We start from the raw sequence: 21,405 nt of genomic DNA, 5'->3' as shown, positions 1-21,405 counted from the left end.
TAGTCGCGAGCTGATTAGGCTGCTACGACGACAACCTTGACGGTTGCTTCAACGTCGCTGTGCAGGTGCACGGCTACGTCGTATTCGCCGAGTTGACGAATGGTGCCGTTCGGCAGACGCACTTCAGCTTTGGCCACTTCAACGCCAGAGGCGGTCAGGGCTTCAGCGATGTCGTGAGTGCCGATGGAGCCGAACAGTTTGCCTTCATCGCCCGCGGTAGCGGTGATGGTGACTTCCAGTTCAGCCAACTGAGCAGCGCGGGATTCAGCATACGCTTTCTTCTCGGCAGCCAGTTTTTCCAGCTCGGCGCGACGCGCTTCAAACGCAGCAACGTTTGCAGGAGTAGCGGCAGTGGCTTTGCCTTGCGGCAGCAGGAAGTTACGACCGTAACCGGCCTTAACATTCACTTTATCGCCCAGGTTGCCCAGGTTGGCGATTTTTTCCAGCAGGATCAGTTCCATTTGGTAATAACCTCTTAACTTTTAACCTTCACCGTTCGCGGGGCCCGAGCCATGCTTGCGCTCAAAGCGACCACGAAAATCAAACAGACTGTCGACAATGGCCAAAACCACCAGTAACGGATAAGTCAGCTGCATAAACAGCAACAGCGTGATGTACAACCCCACCAGCCAGAACTTCGCCAACCGCCCTTGCGCCACCAGCCCATGCAACAGGGCGATGCCTGCAAACGCCAGCGGTACACTGCACAGCGGTGTCAGCATGGCCATCTGCGGCCCCAGATTGGGCCCCAACAGCATACCGACCAGCAACAGCATCGCCAGCGGAGGCGGGAGGCGCAGCGCGCGAAACTCGCGGCCAAAACCACCCGGGTTATACAACTGCGCCTGCCAGAAGCGCCCAAGGATCAGGCTCAACAGGCTGACTGTCTGCAACAACGCCGCGATCAATCCGGTCAGTACCGGTGCAATCAGGCTATCCAGGCGCGCTCGCTCATCCACCGACATCTGTTGGTGAACCCCATCGAGCATTTGCGGCATCAGCTTTTGCAGCTCAAGCGCCATTGCATCAATGGGTTCGCGGAACACCGCATCCAGGACCAGCCCATACACCAGGCCCAATGCCACACTGCACAGCAGTACACGATTCCAGGACAGGTTGGCGCGTAACAACAACGCCAATCCCAGCGCACCGAGCAACACCAACAGGGTGCGCGGCTCACCGAAATACCACCAGCCAATGGCAGGCAGCAGGGCCCAGGCGAGGATGCCAGCGGCATCACTCCAACCGCGCCGCAGAAGCACCAGGCTTCCAGCGGCAGCACTCAACCAGAACAGCAGCGGCAACGCCGCAGAAACCACCACTACAAGAGTGGCCTGCATACGGCCGCGCATAATGAATTCAGCTAAGGCGCGCATGCAATTTATCCCTTACTTCTTGTCGAACATCCGGTCTCAGCGGCCGTGGCTGTCGGTGTAAGGCAGCAGGGCCAGGAAGCGGGCGCGCTTGATAGCGGTAGCCAGCTGACGCTGATAACGAGCCTTGGTACCGGTGATACGGCTTGGAACGATTTTGCCGGTTTCCGAGATGTAGGCTTTCAGGGTGTTGAGATCTTTGAAATCGATCTCTTTCACGTCTTCAGCAGTGAAACGGCAGAACTTACGACGACGGAAGAAACGTGCCATGAGAGTGGCTCCTCAATAGATCCGTGGATTACTCGTCAGCGTTATCGCTGTCGCTGTTGTCGCTGTCATCGCCATCGGCAGAGTCAGCGCTTTCAGAACGATCACGACGCTCGCGGCGCTCGCTACGATTTTCCTCAGCTTTCAGCATTTCGGACTGTTCGGTAACGGCTTCGTCGCGACGGATGACCAGATTACGGATCACGGCATCGTTGTAACGGAAGTTGTCTTCCAGCTCAGCCAGGGCTTTGCCGGTGCACTCAACGTTGAGCATCACGTAGTGAGCTTTGTGGACGTTGTTGATGGCGTAAGCCAGCTGACGACGGCCCCAATCTTCCAGGCGGTGAATTTTGCCGCCGTCTTCTTCGATCAGCTTGGTGTAACGCTCAACCATGCCGCCGACTTGCTCGCTCTGGTCCGGGTGAACCAGAAAGATGATTTCGTAATGACGCATAAATGCTCCTTACGGGTTGTAGCCTGCCGCCAAACGCGGTCAGGCAAGGAGTGAAGTTCACTTGTTTGTCTTGCCACAACAAAAAGGCGCAAAAGCACCTGCCGTTGCGGCAAGGGGCAACATTCTAGAGAAGCACCCTGCCACACGCAAGGCAAACTGGTGATTATTTGAACAACCTGAAACCGGCGCAGCCTGGAAGGGCTGCGCACTGCAATAGGCCCATGGACGCAGTGAGCGCCCGATAGTCACTAAGGCTTGCTGCCAGCCTTGCGCTGACGCAGCGCTTCAAACAGACAGACGCCGGTAGCCACCGAGACGTTGAGACTGCTGACACTGCCCGCCATGGGCAGCTTGACCAGGTAATCACAGTGCTCGCGAGTCAGCCGTCGCATGCCTTTACCTTCGGCCCCCATGACCAGCACTGTCGGCCCGGTCAGGTCATGTTCATAGAGTTCCTGTTCAGCCTCGCCGGCCGTGCCAACCACCCACAGACCGCGCTGCTGCAACTTCTCCAAACTGCGCGCCAGGTTGGTCACGGCCACCAACGGAATCACTTCCGCCGCACCGCAGGCCACCTTGCGCACGGTGGCATTCAAGGTGGCGGACTTATCCTTTGGCACAATCACCGCCAGCGCACCCGCGGCATCGGCAGTGCGCAGGCACGCCCCGAGATTATGCGGATCGGTCACACCGTCGAGCACCAGCAGCAGCGGCGCGCCCTCGGCGCGATCCAGCAACTCGTCCAGCATGGCTTCACCCCACACCTGACTGGGACTCACATCAGCCACAACGCCCTGGTGCACGCCCTCGACCCAGGCATCCATCTCGCGACGCTCACACTGACCAATGGTCACCCGCGCATCCGCTGCCAACCCAAGCAGGGCCTGCACCCGCGGGTCATTACGCCCTTCAGCCAGCCAGATCTGCTTGACCCGCTTCGGATGGTGACGCAACAACGCCTCTACCGCGTGCACGCCGTAGATCTTTTCCAACTGACTCATGACTTCGCCTTACGCTTGCGCGGCCCACCACTACTCGGCGCACCACCCGTGGCCCCCTTGCGATGGGCGCTCGGTTTACCCGCCTTGGCAGCCGGCCGGGCACTGTCACCCTTGCCAGCCGCACCACCTTTGGCCGGTTTGCCTTTCGACTCATTGAGCAAGGACTTCTTCAGCGCCCGGCTCTTTTCCACATCGGTGTTTCCCGGCGTTGCACGCTCGCTGCGGCGCCCGGTTTTGCCTGCCGCAGACTCGAAACCACCACGACGCTGCCCCGCCGGCATGGCTGTTTTGCCTTCGGCCAGTTCGAAATCGATCTTGCGCTCGTCAAGGTCAACACGCATGACCTTGACTTCAACGCTATCGCCTAGACGGAAACTACGGCCACTGCGCTCACCCGCCAGACGATGATGCACCGGATCGAAATGGTAGTAGTCGCCCGGCAAGGCAGTGACATGCACCAGGCCTTCGACATAGATGTCCTGCAACTCGACAAACAGGCCAAACCCCGTCACAGCCGTGATCACACCCGGGAACGTCTCGCCAACGCGATCCTTCATGAACTCGCACTTGAGCCAGTTCACCACATCACGGGTCGCCTCGTCAGCGCGTCGCTCGGACATCGAACACTGCTCGCCCAGCTGCTCAAGAATCGCATCATCATAAGGATAGATACGCGCCCGCGGCATTATCGCTGCGCCGGCACGCTTGACGTGCGGCGTATCGAGTTTGGAACGAATCACACTGCGAATCGCACGGTGAATCAGCAGATCAGGGTAGCGACGAATCGGCGAGGTGAAATGCGCATAGGCGTCGTAATTCAGGCCGAAGTGGCCCTGGTTGTCGGCGCTGTACACCGCCTGACTGAGCGAGCGCAGCATCACGGTCTGGATCAGGTGGTAATCCGGACGCTCGCGAATGCTTTCAAGCAGCAACTGGTAATCCTTGGGCGTCGGACCATCCTTGGACTTGCCACGATGCAGCGACAAGCCCAGTTCAGTGAGGAATGCCTTGAGTTTTTCCACGCGTTCCGGTGGCGGACCGTCATGCACCCGATAAAGCGCCGGAGTCTCATGCTTCTGCATAAAGGCCGCCGTGGCGACGTTGGCAGCCAGCATGCATTCCTCGATCAACTTATGCGCATCGTTGCGCTGGGTCGGGCGAATCTCGGCGATCTTGCGCCCAGAGCCGAAGATGATGCGGGTCTCCTGAGTCTCAAAGTCGATAGCACCACGCTCATGGCGCGCCGCCAGCAATACCTGATACAGCGAATACAGCTGTTTGAGGTGCGGCAGCACCTCCTTATATTCGCCACGCAGGGCCTTGCCTTCGTTGCTTTTCGGCTGCTCAAGCATGGCGCTGACCTTGTTATAAGTCAGCCGCGCATGGGAGTGGATCACCGCTTCATAAAACTGATAATCGGTCATCTTGCCGGTTTTCGAGATACTGATCTCGCAAACCATGGCCAAACGGTCGACATGCGGGTTCAACGAACACAGGCCATTGGAAAGCTCTTCCGGCAGCATCGGGATGACCCGCTCGGGGAAGTACACCGAGTTGCCACGCACTTGCGCCTCAGCATCCAGCGCCGAATCGATCTTCACGTAGTGAGAAACGTCGGCAATGGCGACGTAGAGCTTCCAGCCTCCGGAAAACAGTCGCCAGTTACTGCCGTTCTTTTCGCAGTACACCGCGTCATCAAAGTCGCGAGCATCTTCACCGTCGATGGTGACGAACGGCAGATGGCGCAGATCAATGCGTTTCTCCTTGTCCTTCTCTTCCACTTCCGGCTTGAGCTTGCGCGCTTCTTTCACCACAGCTTCAGGCCAGACATGCGGGATGTCATAACTGCGCAGGGCAACATCGATTTCCATGCCCGGCGCCATGTAGTTACCGACGACCTCCACCACATCACCCTGCGGCTGGAAACGCGGCGTCGGCCAATGTGTGATTTTCACCTCAACAAACTGACCCTGTTTGGCACCGGCATTACGACCTGGGGTAACCAGCACTTCCTGCTGGATCTTGGGATTGTCGGCAACCACAAAGCCCACGCCGCTTTCTTCGTAGTAGCGCCCCACGATGCTTTCATGGGCACGGGCGATCACTTCAACAATCGCACCTTCGCGCCGCCCACGCCGGTCCAGACCGGAAACCCGCGCCAGAGCACGGTCGCCATCGAACACCAGGCGCATTTGCGCTGGACTGAGAAACAGGTCATCGCTGCCGTCATCCGGCACCAGAAAGCCGAAGCCGTCACGGTGACCGCTGACGCGCCCGAGAATCAGGTCAAGCTTGTCGACTGGGGCATAAGTGCCGCGCCGGGTGTAGATCAACTGGCCGTCGCGCTCCATAGCACGCAAACGGCGACGCAGCGCTTCAAGCTGCTCATCACTGACCAGGCCGAATTCTTCGGCCAGCTCTTCACGGGCAGCAGCAGAGCCACGCTCGTCCAGGTGCTGGAGGATCAGTTCACGACTTGGAATGGGGTTTTCGTATTTTTCCGCTTCGCGAGCGGCCTCAGGATCGAGGGATTGCCAATCGGCCATTAGAGAGTGTTCGCCTTTTCTATATAGAGTCGGTTTGCCATGTGCCTATTGAAGCGCGAAAAAGCCCTCGGGGTCAGCTTTCCGCAACAATAATTTTTCGCGCTCAGGGCTTTACAAGGTAAAAGGGCGACCGTATAGTTCGCGCCCACAGCGTCGAGCAGACGTTGTAACACGGAAAAGATGAGCAATCATCGATTTCAGTGCCCAGGTGGCGGAATTGGTAGACGCGCTGGTTTCAGGTATCAGTGATCGCAAGATCGTGGAAGTTCGAGTCTTCTCCTGGGCACCAAATTCAAGAATTGAGTCCATAACTTGATTCCTGCAATAAACGGATGCAACGCTCCGTACCGGTAACGGTGAACATTGCTGCAGTGCCCAGGTGGCGGAATTGGTAGACGCGCTGGTTTCAGGTATCAGTGATCGCAAGGTCGTGGAAGTTCGAGTCTTCTCCTGGGCACCAAATTTCAAAAAGCCGAGTCAAGTACTCGGTTTTTTATTGCCTGCGATTTGCTCAGGTGTCCGCTGGCAGAGAACAGCACCCTGCGCCGCTAAACGCTGAACTGGCCCAGACTGGCCTTGAGCTTCTTCGCCAGGCCGTCCAGCACGCGCCCACTGCTGGCCGTTGCGGCCACCGCCTCGGCCGCACGCTGCGCCTCGACATGAATCACCTCAACCCGGCCACGCACCGCATCCGCGCCCTCGGCTTGATGGGCCGCCGCTTCGGTTGCAGCGTTGATCGCTCCATGCACCTCCTCAACCGCCGCCCGCACCGATTGCTGAACCCGCGCGCTTTCGCGCAGTGCGGCCAACCCCTGATCAGCCTGCTTACCAGCCTGACTGATCGCATCAACCGCCTCACGCGCCCCTTGCTGCAAGGCGCCGATATGGGTCTGGATATCACCAGTGGACTGCTGTGTCTTGCTCGCCAGTGCGCGCACTTCATCCGCCACCACAGCAAAGCCGCGCCCACTCTCGCCAGCCCGCGCCGCTTCGATGGCCGCATTCAGCGCCAGCAGGTTGGTCTGCTCGGCAATCGAGCGGATTACCGTCAACACCACCTCGATCTGCTCACTCTGCTTGGCCAGCCGCTCAATCACTGCCGCGCCGGTTTCCACTCGCTGCACCAACTCCTCAATCGAGCCACCCACGCGCAGAGCAATCGCCGCATTATCGTCCGCCGCCTGACGGATCGCCCCAACCCGCTGCAGGGCTTCGCGCATAGCCTGACTTTCGGCCTGAGCCTCACCAGCCATTTCTGCCAGCGCCTGCAGGCTACCGGCCACTTCATCGCGCTGACGCTCGGCCGCCGCCTCCGCCGCCGCACTGCGCGCGGCCAGATTGCCGATCTCCTGCCCAGTGAGTGATGCCACCTCACCCGCCTCACGCACAATCGGCTGCAACTTGGCGACGAAGCGATTGACCGCTGCCGCCATATCGCCAATCTCGTCACGACTCTTGAGTTCGACACGACGAGTCAGATCTCCTTCACCCGCCGCCCAGTCATTCAAAACAGCAATTAAGGTATGCAGCCTGCTGACCACTCGCCGCCCCAGCACCAGCGCCAACACCAACAGAATCAGCAGCGCCACGACCACCAGACCAATGCTGATGTTCCAGCGTAAACCAGACGCCGCTTGCTGAACCACCTGGCGACTGCTCTGTTCCATGTCACCAGCCGCCTCACGCGCCACATTCAGCCGCGCCGCCAGGGCGTCCGCACTGCTAGTGGCCGCACCACTCAAACTATCGGAAACCAGCTGCCCACTGCTGTCGATCAGGCTGACGAAACGCTGATCCAGCCTCGCCAGTTCCTCATCCACCGACGCAGTCGATACCCCCAGCAGAACCTTGCCGATATCCGACCCCATAGGACTGATAGTTGCCTCGGCGATATACACGCCCGAATCATTGGCGGCGGCTTGCAACACCTTATCCAGCGCGCCACCGCCCTCCCCCTTGGCCATCAGCACACGGACGCGGGAATCCTGTCGATTGAGGTGACGCGTCAGGCGCTCACCCTGCGCATCAAGGTACACCGCAAACAGCACCGCCGGATTGCGATGCGCGCCACGCACTAACTCGGTCAGCGCAGGCACATCGGCGTCCCAGATTGCCTTTGGTGCAACCGCCGAGAGCAGCAGTGCCAACTCATCAGCGGACCGCTTAAGGTTGCTGTCCAGTACACCGTGAATCTGCGCCTGCTCTTCAGCCAACCGCACGGAAAGGCCTTTGGCCAGCTGCGCCTGAGTACTGGCAGATAGACTGTCCAGCCCGCCGCGCACTTCATCACCAGCCTTGGCCAGCTCATCCACCAGACGCGCCGTATCGGCCTGCATGCCTTTGGCCAAATCCGCCTCAAGCGTCGCCACCGTGGCACGGGTCAACGCCACTGCCACGACAACCTGCATCAATAAAGCCACGCCAAGAGCCAAGAACACCGGCAACAACAAACGACTGCGCAGCACTGAAATAATGGCAAACACGGCAGACACTCCTGGCAACGGTAATGCCTATAACGGCGGGAACGCTCATTTATAAAGGCTAGCTCGATTTTTTTTACGTGAGCCTTAAACGACAAAGGGTCGCCAATTGGCGACCCTTTGAGCACTTGATGTAACGGCTAGGCAAATGGATGGCGCAGCACAATAGTCTCGTTTCGGTCCGGCCCCGTGGAGATGATATCGATCGGCGCACCGACCAACTCTTCCACACGACTAATATAAGCACGAGCAGCGGCTGGCAACTCATCAAGGGTTTTGGCACCCAGCGTGGATTCACTCCAACCCGACATTTCCTCGTAAACCGGCTGCAGGCCCAGATAGCTGTCAGCATCAGTCGGCGCATCAACCAGCACGTCGCCATTCTGGTCTTTATAGCCCACACAGATGCGGATGGTTTCCAGACCATCGAGGACGTCGAGCTTGGTCAGACACAGACCGGAGATGCTGTTGATCTCAATGGCGCGACGCAGGATCACGGCATCAAACCAACCGCAACGACGTGCGCGACCGGTGGTGGAGCCGAATTCGTGACCACGCTTGGCGAGGAACGCGCCGGTTTCGTCGAACAGCTCAGTCGGGAACGGACCGGAGCCTACACGAGTGGTGTAAGCCTTGGTGATACCGAGGATGTAATCCAGGTACATCGGACCAAAACCGGAACCCGTAGCGATACCGCCCGCCGTGGTGTTGGAGCTGGTGACGTAGGGGTAGGTACCGTGGTCAATGTCCAGCAGCGAGCCCTGGGCGCCTTCGAACATGATGTCCTTGCCCTCACGACGCATGTCGTGCAGCACAGCGGTCACGTCGGCCATCATCGGCTTGAGCAGCTCGGCGTATTCCATGCACTCGTCGAGCGTCTTCTGGAAGTCGATGGCAGGCTCTTTGTAGTAATTGACCAGTACGAAGTTGTGATAATCCAGCAGCTCGCCAAGCTTGGCAGCGAAACGCTCACGATGGAACAGATCACCAATGCGCAGACCGCGGCGCGCCACCTTGTCTTCGTATGCCGGGCCGATGCCACGGCCAGTGGTGCCGATCTTGGCATCGCCACGGGCTTTCTCACGCGCCTGATCGAGGGCCACGTGGTACGGCAGGATCAGCGGACAGGACGGACTGATACGCAAACGCTCGCGCACCGGCACACCCTTCTCTTCCAGCTTGATGATTTCACGCATCAGCGCATCGGGTGCAACCACCACGCCGTTGCCGATCAGACACTGCACGTTTTCGCGCAGGATGCCGGAGGGGATGAGGTGCAGAACGGTTTTCTCGCCGTCGATCACCAGGGTGTGGCCAGCATTGTGCCCCCCTGATAACGCACAACAGCTGCAGCCTGTTCGGTCAGCAGGTCGACGATCTTGCCCTTGCCTTCATCGCCCCACTGGGTACCCAGGACTACGACATTCTTACCCATAACACTAACCCTCTTCGCAAACTTGATGCCGGCCAGAGCCGACGGAAACTTTTCGCACGACCGCTCAGGCTGTCAGCGCAGCCAACTGCCAGCGACCATCACGCAACAGCAGCTGACGATCACAGCCCGCAGCCTCGGCGTCAGCCGCGATCTGACCAGGCAATGCCTGAACCACGCGCTGACCGTCCCGACGCAAGCGCACAATCGCCTGCCACAAAAACACATCGTGGCTATCCGGAGCCCAGATACCAGCAGGCTCTTCCCCCAACTGCATATGCCCCAGGCTTACCAGGGTTTTCAGGTCGGTGGAGAAGCCTGTCGCCGGACGCGCCCGGCCAAAATCGGCACCGATGTCGTCATAACGGCCACCTTGGGCGATGGCATACCCCACGCCCGGGACAAAGGCCGCGAACACCACACCAGTGTGGTAGTGATAGCCGCGCAGCTCGCCCAGATCGAAGTACAGCGGTAATTCCGGGTAGCGCAAGCTAAGCGCATCGGCAATCGCCATCAGGTCATCCAGCGCAGCATGCACGTCGTCCGGCGCATCGATCAGGCAAGCCTGAGCCAGGTCCAGCACCTCACGACCACCGCACAGCTCACTGAGCGCGCGCAACATCTTGCGCAGGTCATCCGGCAGGGTTTCGGTCAGTTCAACGACCTCATCCATCGCCTTACGCTGCAGCGCATCGAACAGCTGCTGCTCGACCTCGCCAGACAGCTCTGCGGCGCGAGCCAGGCCGCGATAGATACCGACATGGCCAAGATCCATGTGCACATCCGGTACCGCCGCCAGCTCAAGGGTGTTGACCAGCAGACTGATCACTTCCACATCGCTGGCCGGACTAGCATCGCCATACAGTTCGGCACCCAGCTGAATCGGACTGCGCGACGTAGTCAGCGCACGCGGCTGGGCATGCACCACACTACCGGCATAGCACAGGCGGCTCGGACCTTCGCGGCGCAGGGTATGCGCATCAATGCGCGCCACCTGCGGCGTGATATCGGCACGAAAGCCCATCTGCCGGCCGGACAGCGGATCGGTTACTTTGAAAGTGCGCAGATCCAAGTCCTGCCCCGCGCCAGTCAGCAGCGATTCCAGGTACTCGATATGCGGAGTGACCACAAATTCATAGCCCCAGCGCTGGAACAGATCCAGCACCTGGCGGCGCGCCACTTCAATACGCCCTGCGTACGGTGGCAGTACTTCTTCGATGCCATCTGGCAGCAGCCAGCGGTCTACCGTTGCCATTTCGCCATTCCCCTCTTGAACCGGGCGGCACAAGCCTTCAGTGAAGCCAATAAAGAACGGTTGTTCCCAGCAGCATGCTGGCCAACCCCAGCAGACGCAGCTGCCTGTCAGACAACTGCATCAGTTGTAAAAGCGTGTCACGCCAACGGCGCGGATACAGGAAGGGCAGGATGCCTTCCAGCACCAGCACAAGACACAACGCGATGCCTAATTCCTGCCACATGCTTCCCACAGACGCAAAAAAGCCGGGATTTTCCCGGCTGCCGCATCATACCACGTTTTGCACAAGGGTCACCCCGACGGCTGCCCGCCGGGGTAACGACTTAGGGTTTTGAGGTTTCCAGATAACGGAAGAAGTCACTCTTCGGATCCAGCACCAGCACATCGCGCTTATCCGCGAAGCTTTCGCGATAAGCCCTCAGGCTGCGATAGAACGAATAGAACTCCTGATCCATGCCATACGCCTTGGAATAAATCGCAGCAGCCTGGGCATCCCCCTCACCGCGCAACTCTTCCGCCTGGCGATAGGCATCGGCCAGCAACACGCGACGCTGACGATCGGCGTCGGCGCGAATACCCTCGGCCAACTCCTTACCCTTAGCGCGGTGTTCGCGTGCTTCACGCTCACGCTCGGAGCTCATACGATCGAATACGCTACGGTTCACTTCCTTCGGCAGGTCGATGGCCTTGACGCGCACATCCACCACCTCGATACCCAGCTCTTTCTGCGCCGCACGATTCAGAGAAGCTGTCACATCCGCCATCAGTGCATCACGCTCACCCGACACTGACTCGTGCAAAGTACGCTTACCGAACTGGTCGCGCAGCGATGCCTCCAGACGACGCGCCAGACGCTCGTCGGCAATCTGCTTCATACCGGAGGTCGCGGTGTAATAACGCTCAGCATCCAGTACGCGCCATTTCGCAAAGGCATCCACCATCAGCGCTTTCTTTTCCAGCGTCAGAAAACGCGAGCTGGTGGAATCCAGTGTCAGCAGGCGGGCATCAAACTTGCGCACCTGATTGACGTACGGAATCTTCACATGCAGCCCCGGCTGCACGTCCGGCTGCACGATACGGCCGAACTGCAACAGAACCGCACGCTCAGTCTGCGCCACGATATAAAAGCTGTTCCAGGCGACCAAGGCCAAGACCACACCAACAATAAGAGCGATCAGCGATTTATTGCTCATCAGCGGCTCTCCCTTGTACGCAGCTCAACCTGTCGCGGATCGATGGTCACGCGCGCGCTGCTGGCATCAGCAGCACTGGCTGAACCAGAAATCGAGCTTGGCGCAGACGAAGCACGGCCATCAATCATCTTATCCAGCGGCAGATAGAGCAGGTTGTTCTGCCCCTTATCACCAGTCACCAACACCTTACTGGTATTCGTCATAAGCTCCTGCATGGTGTCCAGATAGAGGCGCTCACGCGTCACTTCCGGCGCCTTGCGGTACTCCGCAACCAGCGCAGTAAAACGATCAGCTTCACCCTGGGCACGGGAAACCACTTCATCACGGTAACCGTTGGCGTCTTCAATCAGGCGCTGCGCCTGCCCGCGGGCTTCCGGCACCACGCCATTGGCGTAGGTTTCCGCCTGGTTCTTCTCACGCTGCTCGTCTTCACGAGCGCGGATCACGTCATCGAAGGCCTCCTGCACTTCACGCGGCGCCGCCGCACTCTGCAGGTTGACCTGAGTAACCGCGATGCCTGTGCGGTAGTTGTCGAGGAAACGCTGCAAGCGATCCTTGACCTCACTGGCCATCAGTTCACGACCCTCGGTCAGCACCTGATCCATCTCGGTGGAGCCGACAACATGGCGTACGGCACTGTCAGTGGCATGCTGCAAACTGACCTCTGGCTGATCGACGTTCAGCACGAAGTCCTGCAGGTTGCTGATCCGATATTGCACAGTCAGCGGAACCTCGATGATATTTTCGTCTTCAGTCAACATCTGCCCTTGCTTGCTGTAAGCACGCTCGCGGGTGACGTTTTCCTGATATTTACGATCAATGGGCGGGAAATAGATGTTCAGGCCTGGCCCTACCGTCTCGTAGTATTTGCCGAAGCGCAGCACCACGGCCTGCTCCTGCTCATCAACCACATAGATAGCGCTGTACAGCCAGACTGCGGCCAACAGCCCCAGCCCCACAAACAGCAGGCCGAAACCGCCACCGTTGCCCGAGGAGCTAGCTTCGCCGCCTCGTTTTTTGCCGCCACCGAACAGCCCATTCAGGCTCTCCTGCAGCTTGCGGAAGGCCTCATCGATATCCGGCGGGCCCTTGCGATCACCGTTTTTCCGGCCGCCCCACGGGTCCTGATTATTCGAGTTGCCACCCGGCTCATTCCAAGCCATAGCGCTCTCCATCTGATAAAGCAAAGACGTGCCCACGGCACGCCCGCCAATGCTACAGAATGCATGCAATCAGCGGCAAAGTCGCTGACGCAGGCTTTATTGCAAAGTGTGTTGCTCGATAAATTCCTGCGGTACAAGACCTTCGCGGCTCACCAACCGGTTCAGCTCGATACGCGGCAGACGCACTGCCAACAAACTACAGCCATCTTCAGTGAAAGACTCACTCTGCACCACACCCAGAGCAAAGAACTGCGCCCGCATGCGCCCCAGACGCTGCGGCAACTGCAATGTACCGACAAACAGGTCGTCACCCAACAGTTCTGCAATCGCCTGCCGCAACAGAGGCAAACCGCGCCCATCACGCGCCGAGAGCCAGACCCGCTGTGGTTTGCCATCGGCATCACGCTGAATCTGCGGTTCCACACCCTCGAGCAAGTCGAGCTTGTTATATACCTCAAGCATCGGCAATTCCTGGGCGCCGATCTCGCCCAGAACAGCCAGCACCTGCTCGATCTGCTGATCGCGCTCGGGCTCGTGAGAGTCGATCACGTGCAACAGCAGGTCAGAGTTGCTCGATTCTTCAAGGGTCGCGCGAAAGGCCTCGACCAGCTTGTGCGGCAGATGACGAATAAAGCCCACGGTATCAGCCAGCACAATCGGCCCCAGATCATCCAGTTCAAGACGACGCAGAGTGGGATCGAGGGTGGCAAACAACTGATCGGCCGCGTAAACGGCCGAAGTGGTCAGGGTATTGAACAGCGTCGACTTGCCGGCGTTGGTGTAGCCCACCAATGACACCGAAGGAATATCCGCACGCTGACGACCACGCCGCGCCTGCTCACGCTGGCTGCGCACCTTTTCCAGTTTCTGCTTGATCTGGCGAATCCGGACGCGCAACAGGCGACGGTCGGTTTCCAGCTGGGTTTCACCCGGACCGCGCAGACCGATACCACCTTTCTGCCGTTCAAGGTGTGTCCAGCCGCGCACAAGCCGCGTACTCATGTGATCGAGCTGAGCCAGTTCGACCTGCAACTTGCCTTCATGGGTACGCGCACGCTGAGCAAAAATATCGAGAATCAGACCCGTGCGATCCAGCACCCGACACTCAAAAGCGCGCTCAAGGTTGCGTTCCTGACTGGGAGTAAGCACATGGTTGAAGATAACCAGGTCAGCCTCAGCGGCCTTTACCTGATCACGCAGCTCTTCAACTTTGCCGCTGCCGATCAGGTACTTGGCGGTCAGCCGATTACTCGGAATGCTGAAAAACGCGACAGTCTCAGCGCCGGCCGAAAGTGCCAGCTCCTGAAACTCCTGCGGGTCTTCGCGCACCTCGGAATTTTGGCCGTCCAGATGAACCAGAATGGCCCGCTCTCCACCTTTATGGCGCTCGAAGAACAATGCAGCCTCCTAAATCAGGCGTTACCCGGTTCAGCGTCAGCTTGCTCGGTTTCGCTTGCGCTCGGCAGACGCACCGGACGGCTAGGCACCACAGTGGAAATAGCGTGTTTGTAGACCATCTGGCTGACAGTGTTTTTCAGCAAAATCACGAACTGGTCGAAGGATTCAATCTGGCCTTGCAGCTTGATGCCGTTGACCAGATAGATGGAAACCGGGACGCGTTCCTTACGCAAGGTATTCAGGTAAGGGTCTTGTAGCGAATGCCCTTTTGACATGTGCCGCACTCCTTTAAGGATCAATTTTCAATATTTTTTAGTAAACCAACGAACGGCTTAGGGCCGTCATACCCCCAAGAGTAGACGGCCAATGGCAAGGTCTCAGGTCAATATGGAGACCGCAGCCAGGCATTTCAAGGCGCGCGGCAGATTGTCGCAAGCTGCACTATCAAACCAATGTATGCCAGGCTGCCAACCCCGTAACCAGGTGAATTGCCGTTTGGCCAGCTGGCGCGTGGCGATAATGCCACGTTCCTGCATCTGTTCGGCACTGAGGTTGCCGTCTAGATAATCCCAAACCTGACGATATCCCACCGCTCGTATAGACGGCAGGCCGACGTGCAAGTCACTTCGTTGACGCAGGCGTTCGACCTCGGCCACCAGCCCCTGCTCCAGCATCGACTTAAATCGCAGAGCAATTCGCTCGTGCAACAACTGCCTCTGTGCCGGCGCAATGGCTAATTGCGCCACAGTATAGGGGAATTGGCGCGCCGCCGATGCGCCAGCCGCAGTATTTTCTGCCGCCTGACGCTGGCGATGAACGGTCATGCTTTGCCCGCTGACACGATAGACCTCAAGGGCGCGAATCAAGCGCTGCGGGTCATTGGGGTGGATACGCGCAGCCGACTCCGGATCGACCGCACGCAACTCGGCATGCAGCACCTCCCAACCTTCGGCCTGGGCGCGCACCTCCAGCTCGGCGCGCAACGCTGCATCGGCGCTGGGCATGTCGGCCAGACCGTCAAGCAATGCCTTGAAATACAACATGGTGCCGCCCACCAGCAGCGGAATACGTCCGCGCGCAGTGATTTCGGCCATGGCCGCCAGGGCATCAGCACGAAATTCGGCCGCCGAATAGCTCTCGGCCGGGTCACGAATATCGATTAGGCGATGGGGAAACTCGGCCAGCGTGGCCTTATTCGGCTTGGCAGTACCGATATCCATATCACGGTAGATCAGCGCCGAATCCACGCTAATCAACTCACATGGCAGCACGCGTGCCAACTCGATGGCCAGGTCGGTCTTGCCGGCTGCAGTCGGCCCCATGAGAAAAATCGCCGGAGGCAGGCGCTCGGACATGCTTATAACTCTCTAAATGGCGCGGCGCTTAGCAGGCCGTTAAACATGCAGGCGAGGCAGCCGAGATAAGGCAAAAAACAGGCAAAAAACTGAGCTTATTACTGTAAATGAGCATTTTGAGCCTGTTTTTAACGCCGTATCGGCAACGCTGCTAGCTTTCAACGGACGGCTAGCGGCCGCGCAGGAACAGTTTATCCAAGTCATCCATGCCCATCTGCGCCCAGGTCGGACGCCCATGGTTGCACTGGCCGCTGCGCTCGGTGTGTTCCATATCGCGCAGCAAGGCATTCATTTCCGGCAGGGTCAGGCGCCGGTTGGCGCGCACGGCGCCGTGGCAAGCCATGGTGCCGAGCAGCTCATTGAGGTGTGCCTGAATGCGGTCGGTGGTGCCGTATTCGAGCAGATCCCCCAGTACATCCTGAACCAGACGCGTCGCTTCGGCCTGTTTGAGCAGTGCAGGAGTCTGGCGGATTGCCAAGGTTTCAGGCCCCAGACGCTGCAGTTCAAAGCCGAGTTTCTGGAACAACTCGGCATGCTCTTCGGCGCAATCTGCCTCGCGCTGACTCACGGCAATCGACTCAGGCACCAGCAGCGGCTGACCACGCAGGCCTTCACTGGCCATGGCAACTTTTAAGCGCTCGTAGGTGATGCGCTCATGGGCGGCATGCATATCCACCACAACCAGGCCCTGAACGTTCTCGGCAAGTATATAGATGCCCTTGAGCTGGGCAATGGCATAGCCCAAGGGTGGAATATCACCTTGCGCATCCGGTAAGCCAGCAGGAGCCGGCGCAGTGGTCATCGGCGAGAAAAACTCGCGATAGGCGCCCTGTGCTTCGGCGGCCGGCAAGGCTGCTTCCGGACGGGCGCCTTGATAGCCGGCACCCGGCGAGCGCCATACTGAGGTGCTGGGCGCAGGCTGCAGCAGACTGGCGGCCAAGCCGATTTCACCTTGCGGGCCAAACTCGCCAGCTGCCTGCCCCGTGGGGCGCACCATCTCGCTCACAGCTGCTGGAGCAGCGAGCTGATCCTCCGGACGCACCTCACCCAGGGCTCGGTGCAGCGTACCGTAGAGGAAGTCATGCACCATACGCCCATCACGGAAGCGCACTTCGTGCTTGGTCGGGTGCACGTTGACGTCTACCACCGACGGGTCGATTTCCAGAAACAGCACAAAGGTCGGATGACGACCGTTGAACAGCACGTCGCGATAAGCCTGGCGCACAGCATGGGCGACCAACTTATCACGCACCATGCGGCCATTCACATAGAAATACTGCAGATCCGCCTGACTACGGGAAAACGTCGGCAAGCCCACCCAGCCCCACAGATGCAGACCATTGCGCTCAATATCGATGGGCAGCGCCTGCTCTAAAAAAGCCGGACCACAAACCGAAGCCACCCGCCGCGCGCGGCTCTGTTCATCCGGTGCCTCATGCAGGCCGAGCACCGTCTTGCCGTTGTGACGCAGATGGAAGGCCACATCGAAGCGCGCCAGGGCCAGGCGCTTGATCACTTCCTGCAGGTGATCGAATTCGGTCTTTTCAGTCTTGAGAAACTTGCGCCGCGCCGGGGTGTTGAAGAACAGGTCGCGCACTTCCACCGAGGTCCCGACCGGATGCGCCGCAGGCTGCACCCGCGGCTGCATATCGCGGCCTTCGGTTTCCACCTGCCAGGCCTGCTCGGCACCCTCGGTGCGTGAAGTCAGGGTCAGGCGTGCGACGGAGCTGATCGACGCCAGTGCCTCACCGCGAAAGCCTAGACTCATCACCTGCTCGAGATCTTCCAGCTCGCGGATCTTGCTGGTGGCGTGGCGGGCCAGCGCCAGGGGCAAGTCATCCGGGGAGATGCCGCTGCCGTTGTCGCGCACCTTGAGCAGCTTGACGCCGCCCTGCTCGACATCCACTTCGATGCGCCGGGCGCCGGAGTCCAGGCTATTTTCTAACAGTTCCTTGATTACCGAGGCCGGGCGCTCAACCACCTCACCGGCAGCAATCTGGTTCGCCAGCCGCGGGCTGAGCAGCTGGATACGTGCGGCCTCACTCATGGCTGCGCAGCCAGAGCAGTGGCGGGAATCTGCAGACGCTGACCAACCTTGATCACATCATTTTTCAGTGCATTGGCATTGCGTAATGCCCCCAGGCTGACCTGATAGCGCTGCGCAATCAGCGCCAGGCTTTCGCCAGAGCTGACCACATGCTCGCGCGGGCCGAGGGCAATCTTGCCGTTGTCACGCAGCCAAGCCACGTGAGTGCCTGGCGGTGGGTTTTCATGGAAGAACTGCCGCACGCCCGTGACGATTGAACGCGCCAGCGCTTGCTGATGGCTGGCGCTGGACAGTTTGCGGGCTTCATTGGGATTGGAGATAAACCCGGTCTCCACCAGGATCGATGGAATATCCGGCGACTTCAGCACCATAAAGCCGGCCTGCTCCACCCGCCGTTTATGCAGCGGCGTCACCCGGCCCATATTGCCCAGCACCTTGTTGCCGACGTTCAGGCTGGATGACAACGACGCCGTCATCGACAGGTCGAGCAGTACCCCGGCGAGCATCTTGTCCTTGTCGTCCAGGCTGACGTTGCCGGCACCGCCGATCAGGTCCGACTGGTTCTCCGCATCGGCCAGCCAGCGCGCGGTCTCCGACGTGGCGCCACGATCTGACAGGGCATACACCGACGCACCAAATGCAGCCGCTCGGGGTGCAGCGTCGGCATGGATGGAAACAAACAGGTCAGCGCCCTTCTTGCGGGCAATCTCGGTGCGTTTGCGCAGCGGGATAAAGTAATCACCCGTACGCACCAGTTCGGCACGGAAGCCCTTCTCGGCGTTGATCTGCCGCTGCAGTTCCTTGGAGATCGCCAGTGTCACATGTTTTTCATACTGACCTTTGACCGGCGACAACGCACCCGGGTCTTCACCGCCGTGGCCGGCGTCGATGGCAATCACGATATCGCGCTTGCCGTTGGGCACGGGCGTCAGCTTCGGCGGAGCCTGGGTCGGCGTTACCGGCACCTGAGGCGCGGTCGCCACGGTTGTGGCGGGCAGACTGGGTGCCGCGCCGCTGTCCTGATCGAACAAGTCAACCACCAGACGATGTCCGTACTGCTGATTGGGGGCCAGGGTAAAGCTTTTTGGCGTGACCGCTGCTGACAGGTCAATCACCACGCGCAGGTCATCTGGCGTGCGCTGCGCCGAGCGCACGCCGGTGATCGGAGTGTTGCTCAGGGTCAGCTGATCAAAACTGGTGGCCAGCTTGGCGCCGCTGACGTCAATGACAATGCGATTGGGCGCGGACAGTAGGAAAACGCTGTGCTGCACCGGACCGGACAGGTCAAACACCAGGCGGGTGTTGTCCGGCGCACGCCATAGCCGAACGCTGCGCACATCCGAAGCGGCCATTACATCGGCGGCCAAGGCGGCCAATGCCACTCCAATTGCGATGAAACGCGCGCCTATGCGCATAGCCAACCCCATATCAAATTCATGCCCCGACGGCCAAAGTGGCGCACCAGGCGTTGCCGCGTTCGCCTTGCGCCTGCAAATGCAGCGCCCGGCCGGCTCCATGCGGGCTAATGGTAATGTCCATGTCCGCCTTTGGCAAAACGCCTGCGCCGCGTTGCGGCCACTCGACCAGACACAGTGCATCGCCGTCGAAATAGTCACGAATGCCGAGAAACTCCAGTTCCTCGGGATCAACCAAACGGTACAGATCGAAGTGATAGGCCCGTACTGCACCTAACTCATAGGGTTCGACCAGGGTAAAGGTCGGGCTTTTTACCGCCCCCACATGCCCCAGCCCACGGATGATGCCGCGCGACAAGGTGGTTTTACCGGCACCGAGATCGCCATGCAGGTAGATCACCCCAACGCCGCCGGTCGCCTCGGCGATGCGCGCGCCCAGCGCCAGCATCGCGTCCTCATCGGCGACAAACAGTTCTAATTCAGACATGCAGACTGCTCCTGCAACAATTCACGAATAACCGCACACAAATCACTGGCAGCCAGACCTCGCCCCTGCTGCGCCAACTGCTCACCCGCGCAGGCATGCAGATAGACCGCCAACTGAGCCGCCTCCAGCGCAGGCAGACCCTGAGCCAGCAGCGCACCGACCAAACCGGCCAACACATCACCCAAGCCAGCACCGGCCATGGCGGGATGGCCGCGATCACACAACCACAAACCACCATCCGGCGCAGCAATCAGGCTGCCCGCGCCTTTCAGCACGCATACCGTTTGATAGCGCCGCGACAGTGCGCGCACGGCCGCCGGACGATCAGCCTGCACCTCGGCCGTGCTGATACCCAGCAAGCGTGCGGCCTCGCCAGGGTGTGGCGTCAGCACGACGCCCGCCGGTAATTGAACCAGCCCCTGAGCCAACAGATTCAGCGCATCGGCATCCCAGACCTGTGCCCCCGAACTGACCGCTGCAGCCGACAGCAGACTGCGCCCCCAAGCGCCCTGCCCTAGCCCCGGCCCGACTACCCAAACACTGACGTTCGCGCCCAGCGCCAGCAGCTGATTGGCTGAGACCACGCCAGCCGCCATCACTTCGGGCAAGCGCGCCTGCGCCGCAGACAAATGCTCACCACGCGTCGCCAGGCTGACCATCCCGGCCCCGGCGCGCAGCGCGCTTTGCGCCGCCAGCAAGCCCGCACCGGCAAAGCCATGATCGCCCCCCACTACTAGCACATGGCCCAGCTGCCCCTTGTGCACATTGCGCGAACGCGCCGGCAATTGCGGCAAACTGGCCGGTGTCAGGCGGTGTGCGGTAAAGGCCTGAACAGCGACCAGGGCCGCGTCGGCCTGCAGATCATCAAACCGCAACTCGCCTAGATAATCTGCCGACTGCCCGGCAAACAGGCCCAGCTTCAGACCGATCAGGGTAACCGTCAGCTGTGCGCACACGGCGACGCCCAACACCTGACCAGTATCGGCGCAGAGCCCGGACGGAATGTCCACCGCCAGCACCGGCAGGCCACAGGCATTCAACAACCGGATGGCCTGGGCATAGGGTTCACGCACTGCGCCTTGCAAGCCCGTGCCGAGCAGGGCATCGAGCACCACGCCCTGCAGCTCGGCGCATTCGCTCCAGGGCTGCACCACCACCCCGGCGGTCAGCGCCTGATCGCGGGCCAACGCGGCATCGCCCTGCAGCTGCGCGGCATCACCGACCGCCAGCACCCGCACTCGCCAACCCGCACGCAGGGCCAACGCGGCTACCAGGTAGCCGTCACCGGCGTTATTACCGCACCCAGCCAGCACCGTCAGCACGCCCGCATCCGGCCAGCGCCTACGCAGGGCACGCCAGATGGCATGCGCGGCGCGGCCCATCAGTTCGAAACCCGGCGTGCCGGCAGCGATCAATCGCGCATCCAGCTCGCGCACTTGGGCGGCGCTGTACAGCGGCAGAGGAAGATTGTCAGGCGAATGCAGCATGCGTCGGCTCCGATGTCTGGCAGAATTATACCCACCTGCGCCCCGGTTACCT

At 60.0% G+C, this 21,405-nt stretch carries 18 protein-coding genes, 2 tRNA genes and 2 pseudogenes; 2 read left to right on the top strand and 20 right to left on the bottom strand.

Features of this window, described 5'->3' with window-relative positions; genetic code table 11:
• Positions 1–14: 14 nt before the first annotated feature.
• The 6 genes from rplI to rnr form a co-directional block, all read right to left on the bottom strand.
• Positions 15–461, bottom strand: a complete 447-nt coding sequence (rplI, locus tag OU997_RS11345; protein ID WP_090376762.1) for a 50S ribosomal protein L9 — start codon at positions 459–461, stop codon at positions 15–17.
• 21 nt (positions 462–482) lie between these two features.
• Positions 483–1,376 carry a hypothetical protein gene (locus tag OU997_RS11340; protein ID WP_267806647.1) on the bottom strand — a complete coding sequence of 298 codons (894 nt, stop codon included), beginning with the start codon at positions 1,374–1,376 and terminating at the stop codon, positions 483–485.
• Positions 1,377–1,412: 36 nt separating this feature from the next.
• The gene (rpsR, locus tag OU997_RS11335; protein WP_003246847.1) at positions 1,413–1,643 is read right to left on the bottom strand and encodes a 30S ribosomal protein S18; all 231 of its coding nucleotides are present in this window, start codon (positions 1,641–1,643) and stop codon (positions 1,413–1,415) included.
• Between the two features lie 28 nt (positions 1,644–1,671).
• Positions 1,672–2,094, bottom strand: a complete 423-nt coding sequence (gene rpsF / locus OU997_RS11330; RefSeq protein ID WP_108485748.1) for a 30S ribosomal protein S6 — start codon at positions 2,092–2,094, stop codon at positions 1,672–1,674.
• Between the two features lie 248 nt (positions 2,095–2,342).
• The gene (rlmB, locus tag OU997_RS11325) at positions 2,343–3,095 is read right to left on the bottom strand and encodes a 23S rRNA (guanosine(2251)-2'-O)-methyltransferase RlmB (RefSeq protein WP_267806620.1); all 753 of its coding nucleotides are present in this window, start codon (positions 3,093–3,095) and stop codon (positions 2,343–2,345) included.
• Positions 3,092–5,641: a ribonuclease R gene (gene rnr / locus OU997_RS11320; RefSeq protein ID WP_267806619.1), complete on the bottom strand. Its 2,550-nt coding sequence runs from the start codon at positions 5,639–5,641 to the stop codon at positions 3,092–3,094. The genes rlmB and rnr overlap by 4 nt, the downstream gene beginning before the upstream one ends.
• Positions 5,642–5,843: 202 nt before the next feature.
• Here rnr and OU997_RS11315 point away from each other — a divergent pair.
• Positions 5,844–5,930 (top strand) — tRNA-Leu (locus OU997_RS11315).
• A gap of 84 nt (positions 5,931–6,014) precedes the next feature.
• Positions 6,015–6,101: transfer RNA gene (locus tag OU997_RS11310), tRNA-Leu, on the top strand.
• An 88-nt stretch (positions 6,102–6,189) separates the two neighbouring features.
• Here the strand turns inward: OU997_RS11310 and OU997_RS21010 are convergent.
• The 14 genes and pseudogenes from OU997_RS21010 to OU997_RS11245 all read right to left on the bottom strand — a co-directional run bounded on the left by OU997_RS21010 (position 6,190) and on the right by OU997_RS11245 (position 21,353).
• Positions 6,190–7,074, bottom strand: a complete 885-nt coding sequence (locus OU997_RS21010; protein ID WP_420713276.1) for a methyl-accepting chemotaxis protein — start codon at positions 7,072–7,074, stop codon at positions 6,190–6,192.
• Positions 7,048–7,308, bottom strand: a pseudogene (locus tag OU997_RS21005) (HAMP domain-containing protein); the annotation flags it as partial. The gene OU997_RS21010 and the pseudogene OU997_RS21005, both read right to left, overlap by 27 nt.
• 953 nt (positions 7,309–8,261) lie before the next feature.
• A pseudogene (locus OU997_RS11300) lies at positions 8,262–9,556 on the bottom strand (adenylosuccinate synthase).
• Positions 9,557–9,620: 64 nt separating this feature from the next.
• Positions 9,621–10,808 (bottom strand): ATP phosphoribosyltransferase regulatory subunit, encoded by a 1,188-nt coding sequence (locus tag OU997_RS11295; protein ID WP_108485753.1) that lies wholly within the window; start codon positions 10,806–10,808, stop codon positions 9,621–9,623.
• Positions 10,809–10,845: 37 nt separating this feature from the next.
• A complete protein-coding gene (locus OU997_RS11290; protein WP_267806617.1) occupies positions 10,846–11,031 on the bottom strand; it encodes a DUF2065 domain-containing protein in 186 nt (61 codons plus the stop codon).
• Positions 11,032–11,131: 100 nt separating this feature from the next.
• The gene (gene hflC, locus OU997_RS11285; RefSeq protein WP_108485755.1) at positions 11,132–12,001 is read right to left on the bottom strand and encodes a protease modulator HflC; all 870 of its coding nucleotides are present in this window, start codon (positions 11,999–12,001) and stop codon (positions 11,132–11,134) included.
• On the bottom strand, positions 12,001–13,164 hold the full coding sequence (gene hflK / locus OU997_RS11280; protein WP_108485756.1) for an FtsH protease activity modulator HflK: 1,164 nt from the start codon (positions 13,162–13,164) through the stop codon (positions 12,001–12,003). The genes hflC and hflK overlap by 1 nt, the downstream gene beginning before the upstream one ends.
• A gap of 96 nt (positions 13,165–13,260) precedes the next feature.
• The gene (hflX, locus tag OU997_RS11275) at positions 13,261–14,562 is read right to left on the bottom strand and encodes a ribosome rescue GTPase HflX (RefSeq protein ID WP_267806616.1); all 1,302 of its coding nucleotides are present in this window, start codon (positions 14,560–14,562) and stop codon (positions 13,261–13,263) included.
• Positions 14,563–14,576: 14 nt separating this feature from the next.
• A complete protein-coding gene (gene hfq, locus OU997_RS11270) occupies positions 14,577–14,837 on the bottom strand; it encodes an RNA chaperone Hfq (protein ID WP_069519647.1) in 261 nt (86 codons plus the stop codon).
• Between the two features lie 102 nt (positions 14,838–14,939).
• Positions 14,940–15,917 (bottom strand): tRNA (adenosine(37)-N6)-dimethylallyltransferase MiaA, encoded by a 978-nt coding sequence (gene miaA, locus OU997_RS11265; RefSeq protein WP_267806615.1) that lies wholly within the window; start codon positions 15,915–15,917, stop codon positions 14,940–14,942.
• Between the two features lie 169 nt (positions 15,918–16,086).
• On the bottom strand, positions 16,087–17,964 hold the full coding sequence (gene mutL / locus OU997_RS11260) for a DNA mismatch repair endonuclease MutL (protein WP_267806613.1): 1,878 nt from the start codon (positions 17,962–17,964) through the stop codon (positions 16,087–16,089).
• Complete coding sequence (locus tag OU997_RS11255; protein WP_371920617.1) at positions 17,961–19,391, bottom strand: N-acetylmuramoyl-L-alanine amidase; 1,431 nt, start codon at positions 19,389–19,391, stop codon at positions 17,961–17,963. Before OU997_RS11255 ends, mutL begins: the two co-directional genes overlap by 4 nt.
• Before the next feature lie 7 nt (positions 19,392–19,398).
• A complete protein-coding gene (gene tsaE / locus OU997_RS11250) occupies positions 19,399–19,866 on the bottom strand; it encodes a tRNA (adenosine(37)-N6)-threonylcarbamoyltransferase complex ATPase subunit type 1 TsaE (RefSeq protein WP_108485760.1) in 468 nt (155 codons plus the stop codon).
• Entirely contained in the window at positions 19,854–21,353 is a 1,500-nt protein-coding gene (locus tag OU997_RS11245; RefSeq protein WP_267806609.1) for an NAD(P)H-hydrate dehydratase, read from the bottom strand. Before OU997_RS11245 ends, tsaE begins: the two co-directional genes overlap by 13 nt.
• Positions 21,354–21,405 lie beyond the last annotated feature (52 nt).

The sequence above is a fragment of the Pseudomonas sp. SL4(2022) genome (assembly GCF_026625725.1).
In the GTDB taxonomy this organism is placed as follows: Bacteria; Pseudomonadota; Gammaproteobacteria; order Pseudomonadales; family Pseudomonadaceae; genus Aquipseudomonas.
This window is presented reverse-complemented; position numbering and strand designations above follow the sequence as displayed.

Coding starts and splice junctions, on each gene's coding strand:
- OU997_RS21010 (WP_420713276.1), bottom strand. CDS start 7,074: ATGGCGGCAGCGGTCAATCGCTTCGTCGCCAAGTTGCAGCCGATTGTG.
- rlmB (WP_267806620.1), bottom strand. CDS start 3,095: ATGAGTCAGTTGGAAAAGATCTACGGCGTGCACGCGGTAGAGGCGTTG.
- mutL (WP_267806613.1), bottom strand. CDS start 17,964: ATGAGTGAGGCCGCACGTATCCAGCTGCTCAGCCCGCGGCTGGCGAAC.
- tsaE (WP_108485760.1), bottom strand. CDS start 19,866: ATGTCTGAATTAGAACTGTTTGTCGCCGATGAGGACGCGATGCTGGCG.
- hflK (WP_108485756.1), bottom strand. CDS start 13,164: ATGGCTTGGAATGAGCCGGGTGGCAACTCGAATAATCAGGACCCGTGG.
- rnr (WP_267806619.1), bottom strand. CDS start 5,641: ATGGCCGATTGGCAATCCCTCGATCCTGAGGCCGCTCGCGAAGCGGAA.
- OU997_RS11255 (WP_371920617.1), bottom strand. CDS start 19,391: ATGGGGTTGGCTATGCGCATAGGCGCGCGTTTCATCGCAATTGGAGTG.
- OU997_RS11340 (WP_267806647.1), bottom strand. CDS start 1,376: ATGCGCGCCTTAGCTGAATTCATTATGCGCGGCCGTATGCAGGCCACT.
- rpsR (WP_003246847.1), bottom strand. CDS start 1,643: ATGGCACGTTTCTTCCGTCGTCGTAAGTTCTGCCGTTTCACTGCTGAA.
- rplI (WP_090376762.1), bottom strand. CDS start 461: ATGGAACTGATCCTGCTGGAAAAAATCGCCAACCTGGGCAACCTGGGC.
- rpsF (WP_108485748.1), bottom strand. CDS start 2,094: ATGCGTCATTACGAAATCATCTTTCTGGTTCACCCGGACCAGAGCGAG.
- OU997_RS11290 (WP_267806617.1), bottom strand. CDS start 11,031: ATGTGGCAGGAATTAGGCATCGCGTTGTGTCTTGTGCTGGTGCTGGAA.
- miaA (WP_267806615.1), bottom strand. CDS start 15,917: ATGTCCGAGCGCCTGCCTCCGGCGATTTTTCTCATGGGGCCGACTGCA.
- OU997_RS11295 (WP_108485753.1), bottom strand. CDS start 10,808: ATGGCAACGGTAGACCGCTGGCTGCTGCCAGATGGCATCGAAGAAGTA.
- hfq (WP_069519647.1), bottom strand. CDS start 14,837: ATGTCAAAAGGGCATTCGCTACAAGACCCTTACCTGAATACCTTGCGT.
- OU997_RS11245 (WP_267806609.1), bottom strand. CDS start 21,353: ATGCTGCATTCGCCTGACAATCTTCCTCTGCCGCTGTACAGCGCCGCC.
- hflC (WP_108485755.1), bottom strand. CDS start 12,001: ATGAGCAATAAATCGCTGATCGCTCTTATTGTTGGTGTGGTCTTGGCC.